General features: G+C 70.3%; 6 protein-coding genes. 4 read left to right on the top strand and 2 right to left on the bottom strand.

From position 1 onward, the window contains the following. Positions 1-143 precede the first annotated feature (143 nt). The 4 genes from QK444_RS29115 to fabG all read left to right on the top strand — a co-directional run bounded on the left by QK444_RS29115 (position 144) and on the right by fabG (position 3,404). Complete coding sequence (locus QK444_RS29115; protein WP_282785329.1) at positions 144-1,097, top strand: purine nucleoside permease; 954 nt, start codon at positions 144-146, stop codon at positions 1,095-1,097. 151 nt (positions 1,098-1,248) lie between these two features. Then, the gene (locus tag QK444_RS29110) at positions 1,249-2,082 is read left to right on the top strand and encodes an SAM-dependent methyltransferase (protein ID WP_282785328.1); all 834 of its coding nucleotides are present in this window, start codon (positions 1,249-1,251) and stop codon (positions 2,080-2,082) included. Between the two features lie 19 nt (positions 2,083-2,101). Then, positions 2,102-2,641 (top strand): TerD family protein, encoded by a 540-nt coding sequence (locus QK444_RS29105; RefSeq protein ID WP_282785327.1) that lies wholly within the window; start codon positions 2,102-2,104, stop codon positions 2,639-2,641. Positions 2,642-2,651: 10 nt separating this feature from the next. Beyond that, entirely contained in the window at positions 2,652-3,404 is a 753-nt protein-coding gene (gene fabG / locus QK444_RS29100; protein ID WP_195120011.1) for a 3-oxoacyl-ACP reductase FabG, read from the top strand. Positions 3,405-3,632: 228 nt separating this feature from the next. On the opposite strand, the gene QK444_RS29095 is transcribed toward fabG, so the two are convergent. Then, on the bottom strand, positions 3,633-4,406 hold the full coding sequence (locus QK444_RS29095; protein WP_282785326.1) for a hypothetical protein: 774 nt from the start codon (positions 4,404-4,406) through the stop codon (positions 3,633-3,635). A gap of 97 nt (positions 4,407-4,503) precedes the next feature. After that, the coding region (locus QK444_RS29090; RefSeq protein ID WP_282785325.1) for a hypothetical protein at positions 4,504-7,200 on the bottom strand (2,697 nt) is incomplete at its 5' end.

The raw sequence follows: 7,200 nt of genomic DNA, 5'->3' as shown, positions 1-7,200 counted from the left end.
TGATCGACCGCATGCGCGCCGAGGCCCACGTGGGTTGGGGCTCCGGCGGCCAGCACGAGGTGCGCGAAACCGAACACGTCTGACTCGGATTCGGTGCGGTGGCGTGCCCGGCCACCGCACCCCGGTGTGCTTATGCTGACCCGATGACGCACCGTTGCCGAAAGTTCGCCATCGCCCTCGGCGTGGCCGCGCTGGCCCTGGCCGGCTGCTCCGGAACCGAGGACGGCCCCGACCGGCTCGAGGTCGGCGTCCTGGTCATCACCATGTTCGACCCGGAATCGGAGGTGTGGCTGCGGCGCGAGCAGCTGCCCACCACGGTGGAGGTCCCCGGCGCGTACAAACCGGTCGCATGCAATGGCGACGGTCTGTGCGTGGCCGAGACCGGCCAGGGCAAATCCAATGCGGCCACCACCATGACCGCCATTCTGAGCAGCCCGAAATTCGACTTCTCACACGCCTGGTTCCTGACCGCCGGAATCGCCGGTACGCCACCGGATCAGGGCACGCTCGGCTCCGCGTCCTGGGCCCGCTGGGTGGTCGACTTCGACCTCGGCAATCACCTCGATCCCGCCGAGGCCCCCGAGGTGCCGTTCGGATTCCGTCCGGTGGAGGACTACAACACCGCCGCCTATCGCCTCGACGACGCGCTCGTGGACACCGCCTACGGACTCACCCGCGAGGCCACGCTCGCCGACAGCCCGGAGGCCGCCGCCGAACGCGCGCAGTACCCGGGCCAGGCCGGGCGCACCCCGGATGTGCGAATCTGCGACACCATGACCGGCGACGACTACTTCTCCGGGAAGGTCCCCTCCGATACCGCCCGCCACATCATGGGCGTGCGCAGCAAGGGTGAGGGCGTCTACTGCACCACCCAGATGGAGGACAATGCCACCGCGACGGCCCTGAACGGTTTCGGCTACCTCGACCGCTACCTGTCACTGCGTACCGTGAGCAACTTCGACCAGCCCTTCCCCGGCCAGTCCGTGGTCGCGCATCTGGACCACTCCGGGCCGGGTTTCGCTCTGGCGCTGGAGAATCAGTACACCGTCGGCCGCCGCGTGGTGGAGCACCTGTTGCAGAATCCGTATCGGAATTAGCGTTCGCCATATGGCGTTCGCCCAGCTCGAGCGCGTGCGGCCGAGCCGCGACGGGGAACGTCGCAGATAGGTAAGGCCGTATTGCCCACAGAATGTGCGAAATGCGGGAAAATCTTCGTGTCGATGCCGAACCCGACGCGAGGAGTTCGCGATGTCCCAACACTTCGCCGCCTATCCGAGCGCGGCGCCGGTCGGGGTGGACATCACCCGCGCAAGTATCGCGCGAGTCTATGATGCCGCGCTGGGTGGCAAGGACAACTTCGAGGTGGACCGCGAAGTACTGGAGCAGGTGCGCGCGGTCGCCCCGCAGGTGGCCGAATTGGCCTGGGCCAACCGGGATTTCCTTATTCGGGTATGCCGGTTCCTGGCGCGGGAGGCCGGGGTCGGGCAATTCCTGGATCTGGGTTCCGGGCTGCCGACGGCGGAGAACACCCACCAGGTGGTGCAGCGCATCGACCCGAATGCTCGGGTGGTGTACGTGGACAACGACCCCATGGTGCTCACCCATTCCCGCGCACTGCTCGACAGCGCGGCACACACCACCATCGTCGGCGCGGACATCTTCCGGCCCTTCGATGTGATGAATCATCCGACGGTGCGCGCCCATCTCGATTTCGACGAGCCGATCGCGCTGTTCCAGATCGGCACCCTGCACCACTATCTGGATGACGACGCCGGCGCGCTCATGCGCACCTACGTCGATGCGCTGCCGTCCGGCTCGTATGTGGCCATCGCGCACTTCTTCGATCCGGAGACACCGGAGCACAGCGAGCTGGCACGCAAGATGGAGGACAAGTTCGTCCACAGTCCCATGGGCAGTGGACGTTTCCGCACCCGTGCGCAGATCGACGCCATGTTCGACGGTCTGGAGATGGTCGATCCCGGTGTGGTGCTATGCGACGAATGGTGGCCGGACGGGCCCCGGCTGCGTCCGCTCGAATCGGTTCGGCACTGTATCGCGGGTGGCGTGGGACGCAAGCGCTGATTGCTGGCAAGCTCGTGTGATGACTCTGCGTGATGAGACCGGGGCGGCGCTGACCTATATCGAGATGGCGCTGGGATGGGATCCTGCTCACCGCCGCGTGTTCGGCGGGCGGGGCCGCAATATCGACCTCAATGCGGCGGCGCTGCTGTTCGTCGGCGGCGATATCGTCGATGTCGTCTACTCCGAACAGCTGACCTCGCGGGATGGTTCGGTGCGGCACCACGGCGACAGCCTGACCGGTGAGGGCAAGGGCGACAACGAGGTGATCACCGTCGATCTGACCCGGCTGTCCACCCGGGTCACGACGGTCCTGTTCCTGGTGACCTGTTATACCGGCCAGGCTTTCGACCAGATCGAGAATGCCTTCTGCCGCCTGGTGGACGGGGTGCGCGGCACCGAACTCGCCCGCTACGACCTGGTCGACAGTGAGCACGCGGGATTCGTCATGGGCAGGTTGTTCCCGGTCGACGGGACGTGGCGGTTCGAGGCGCTCGGGGTGCCGATCCACGCCGAGCATCCGGTGGAAGCCGTGGGGCAGGTGACGCGGTTCCTCGCCTAAGCTCAGGACCATGACCGAGCGCATCGCAATCGTGACGGGAGCTGCCCGCGGTATCGGCGCGGAGACCGCCCGCCGCCTCGCCGCCGACGGATTCGCCGTCGCCGTACTGGATCTGGACGAGGCCGCCGGTAAGCCGGTAGTGGACGAGATCGTCGCCGCGGGCGGCAAGGCCCTCGCGGTCGGTGTCGACGTGAGCGACGAGCAGGCCGTCGAGACCGCCGTGCGGCGGGTCGCCGACGAACTGGGCGCGCCTACCGTCCTGGTCAACAACGCGGGCATCACCCGCGACAACCTGCTGTTCAAAATGTCGGTGGCGGACTGGGATTCGGTCATGAACGTGCATCTGCGCGGCTCCTTCCTGATGACCCGGGCCGTGCAGAAGTACATGGTGGAGGCCAAGTACGGCCGCATCGTCAACCTGTCCAGCACCTCCGCGCTCGGCAATCGCGGCCAGGCCAACTACTCGGCCGCCAAGGCGGGCCTGCAGGGCTTCACCAAGACCCTCGCCGTCGAACTCGGCAAGTACGGCATCACCGCCAATGCCATCGCCCCCGGTTTCATCGAGACCGAGATGACCGCGGCCACCGCCGAACGCCTGGGCATGAACTTCGACGACTTCAAGGCCGCCAACGCCGCCATGATCCCGGTCGCCCGCACGGGCGTGCCCGCGGATATCGCCAACGCGGTCTCGTTCTTCGTCGGCGAAGCAGCCGGTTTCGTCTCCGGGCAGGTGCTCTACGTCGCGGGCGGCCCCAAGAACTGACACCTGAACCGGCCGTATCCGTTTCGAGGGCCTTCGCCATGAGACTCCGGGTGCCTCGCGTCGGCGGCGGATCGCGACTGGAGCCGCCGCCCACCACGCCGCGTCGATCAGTTCGCGCAACTGGTCCGGCGCGACGAGGGGGCCATCGCCACCACCTCCTGCCAGCTCAACGTCACATCCTCAGTGTGCGCGATCGATACCGCGCGGTCTTGGACAAAGAGCACCGAGTCAGGCAAGTGGGCGGGGTGCGTAGGCCGTCGGTTCGAGGATCTGGCCGGTGACGAAGTGGCTCCAGAGGCCGAACTTCAGCGGTGCGCCGGGGAGGGCGAAGGACTCCAGGTAGCTGTGGGTGCCGGTGTGGTCGGTGTGGGTCGCGCCGAAGGTGACGCGGAAGCGGGTGGTGGCGGGGCGCTGCGCGGCGGGCAGGGGCGAGGGGAGGAGTTCGTCGAGGGCGACGCCGTAATCGGCGCGGTAGCCGTCGGACACCGGCTCGAGGGTGTTCTCCAGAATGCCGCCGGTGGCGGGAATGGTGATCAGCACGCCCCGATCGCCGTTCGCGTAGCGGGTATTGAACACCAGCACCTCCACGGCCCGATCCGGATGGATCTCCGCCGCGCCCGCCCCGACCTGCGAACCGGCCGGGCAGCCCGCCGGTCCCCGCGCGGCCAGCACCGCACGCGCACAGGTGGGGAACCGCTCCGCGTTGATCCGCACGGACCGATCGAACAGGAAGACGAACTGCTGTGCGGCGGCGGGTTTCTCGCCGCTCTCGGTGCGGCTGGTCCGATCGAATTCCACGGTGACCCCGGTGAGATAGCCGCCGTCCGGCCGGACGCGCACCGTCAGCCCGTCGAGATTGGCCGGGCCGTCCACCGGTGCCTCGGCGGGCGGCACCGGTCCGCCCGGCGTCGGCGGCTCCGCGCCCGCCGCACCGACGCCCAGCAGGCCCGCGCACATGGCCGCCGCCGCGACCCTCATCAGCTGTGGATAACGAATCCTCATGCCGCATCACGCTAGGAGCGGCGGCCACGCGGAGACAGGGCGGCGAATGACCAGGTTGCCGACGGCCGTCCACCGGACGTGAAGTGCCTCGACCGGATCAGGCATCACCGCCGAGGGACCGGGTGCGGTCGCGCTGGTACGGGCACGCCGCGGCCTCGAAGGCGGCGGTGATAGCGGGCAGGCGAGCGAGATCGCCGTCGTGCAGCGCGATGGCGCGATCGACGATGGCGCTGGCAACGGGGTTCCCGGCGACCACCGGGCCCGCCGCGGTGCGGTATTCGGCGGACTTCGGATCGTTCGCGAGTGTCGCGGCCTCCGCGCGCAGCGCCGTGTACCAGTGCCGCCACACCCAGACGAACTCCACATCCAGTTCCTCGGGCGGAGCCGCGAGCCGGGCCAGCGCCTGGTCCGCCTCGCCGTGATGGAGCAGCAGTACGGCATCGGCGATGGCGCTGAAGGCATTCTGGTCCGGGGTGACGCCGAGGGCGTCGACGATCCCCAGCCAGTCGGCCCGAGCCCGGTCGTCCCCGCGCAGCCCGTGCGCCAGCGCCACTGCGGTCGCCGCGATGGCGAGCTGCGGAGCCCGCGGTCGCCCGGCCAGCTCCCAGGCATCGAGGAATCGCCCACTGCCCGCGATCACATCATCGACATTGCCGGCCAGGGCATCCGCCGCCAGCAGCCGAGAGGTGGCGAAATCACCCCGCTCGGCCAGCAGCGGAAGATCGCGCAACTGTTCCCCGCAGCGCCGCGCCGCCGCGAGATCACCGACCCCGATCAGGGTTTCGGCGGCCTCGGCGAGCGCGTTCACCCGCTCCAGCGCACTGGCCGGACTCACCGGTACCGCGTCGAGCAGTTCCACCCGGCGGCGTGCGGTCTCGGCGGCGGCGAAGATATCGCCCGCCCAGCACTGCGCTGCCGCCAGCGCATCGAGAGCGGCACTGTGCGCCAACGGTTCTCCGGTCCGCTCCGCCAGCTCGACCGCTCGCCGGGCCAGGGTGATCGCGGCGGCGGTGGGCTCGGCAGTCGCCGCGGCGGTGGGCCCAGCGTTCGGATGGGTCGCGGCGGGAGTGGGCTCGGCCGCGGAGCCCACGATCGGACGAGTCGCGGCGGTCGGCGGTGTCGTGCGGCCGCTCGCGGTGTGAGCGGTGGCTGCGGGCGTCGTGCCAGCCGGAGCGGTACAGGGGGCAGGTGTCGCCGTCGCCGCGGGTGGCTGTCCGATGATCGGGGCCGTGCCGCCCTCGGCGGCGGCTCGCCGGTCGGGCGGGCGCGGTGTGATACTCGCGGCCCCGCGAGTGGTGTCGGCCGTCGCTGCGCCGGACGAATCATCCTCGGGGACCATGGTTTTCAGCTCCGCGGCCATCGTGTCGTCGAGGTGGGCGAGCACCCCGCATTCGGCCAGCGCCACCGCGGCCACGGCGGCCGGGTCGTCGCCGCCCAGGGCTCGTGCCTCGGTCAGCAGGGTCGCGGCCTCGGTCGGGGGTGGCGGCGCGGAGAAGGTGTCGGCCAGGCGGAATACGGTGATGGCGGCCGTGGCGAGGTCGCGGGCCGCTGCGGCCTGCTCTCCGGCGGTCCGTGCGATGTCGGCGGCGGCGCGGTACAGGCGGTACATGTCCTCGCCGCGCATCCGGCATCCGGCCACCTCGGCCGCGTGCCGCAGTGCCGCAGCCGCGGCGGCCGGGTCGTCGGTGAGGGACGCGGCCTGCTCGTATCGCAGCTGCGATTCGCCGATCAGGTTGCGGGAGAAGGCCAGTCGCGCGAGGGCCGAGGCCAGGGCGTGCGCGTCGGCGCGGTGATCGTCCTGCTCGGCCGCCCAGGCCAGCGCCGCCCGGATATCGTCGGCCGCCGCGTCGAAGCGGGTGCGCCAATCGCCGGTCGGCTCGGCCGCGTCCAGTGCGGTGGCGGTCGTCAGGCACCACCGCAGATGGCGCGCGAGCACGTCCACCAACTCGCCGGTCTCGACCAGCTGTTCGGTCTCGTACTGCCGAATGGTCGCCAGCGCCCGGTAGCGGGTGCCGCGTGTGGAGGGCACGGCGGTCAGCAGGCTCTGCTCGGCCAGCCGCGCCAGCCCCTCGGTCACCGAGAACGGTTCCAGCGGTGTGTATCCCGCCACCGCGACGGCATCGGCCGCGGTGAACGGCGCGACGAAGACGGCGATGCGGCGCAGCAGGCAGCGGTCCTCGGCCGTCAGCAGCGCCTGACTCCAATCCAGCATGGCCCGCACGGACCGGTGCCGTTCATCGGCACGCCGCCCGCCGACCAGCAGCCGCAGCGGATCGGCGAGGCTGGCGCGCAGTCCGTCCAGGCCCAGCGTGGGCAGTCGCGCCGCCGCCAGTTCGATGGCCAGCGCCAGCCCGTCGAGTCGCTGGCACACCTCGAAGACCTGATCCACCTGCTCCGCGGGCACGGTCGAGCCCAGTGCCGCGGCCCGGTCCAGGAACAGCGCGACGGCATCGGCCGTGCCGCCGTCCACCGACAGCGACGGCACCGGGTAGACCTGCTCGAAGGGCACCATGAGCCGCGCCCGGCTGGTGGCCAGCACGGACACTCGCGGGCAGCGCGCGAGCAGGCGTTCGACGAACGGCACCACGCCGTCGAGCAGATGTTCGCAGTTGTCGAGCACCAGCAGCGTGTGCCGGTCGGCGAGGGCGGCCAGCACCGAATCGTCGAGGCTGCGCCCCTGCTGCTCGCCGAGTCCGAGCGCGCGGGCCACCGCGGAGCCGGTCATCTCCGGATCGGTCACCGGCACCAGGTCCACGAACCACGCGCCGTCGCCGAATGCACCCGCCAGATCCGC

Origin of the sequence: Nocardia sp. CC201C, from assembly GCF_030010695.1 — a bacterium.
GTDB classification, from domain to species: domain Bacteria; phylum Actinomycetota; class Actinomycetes; order Mycobacteriales; family Mycobacteriaceae; genus Nocardia; species Nocardia otitidiscaviarum.
Note: the sequence above shows the minus strand (reverse complement) of the source record. Positions and strands in the feature narration are given on the sequence as shown.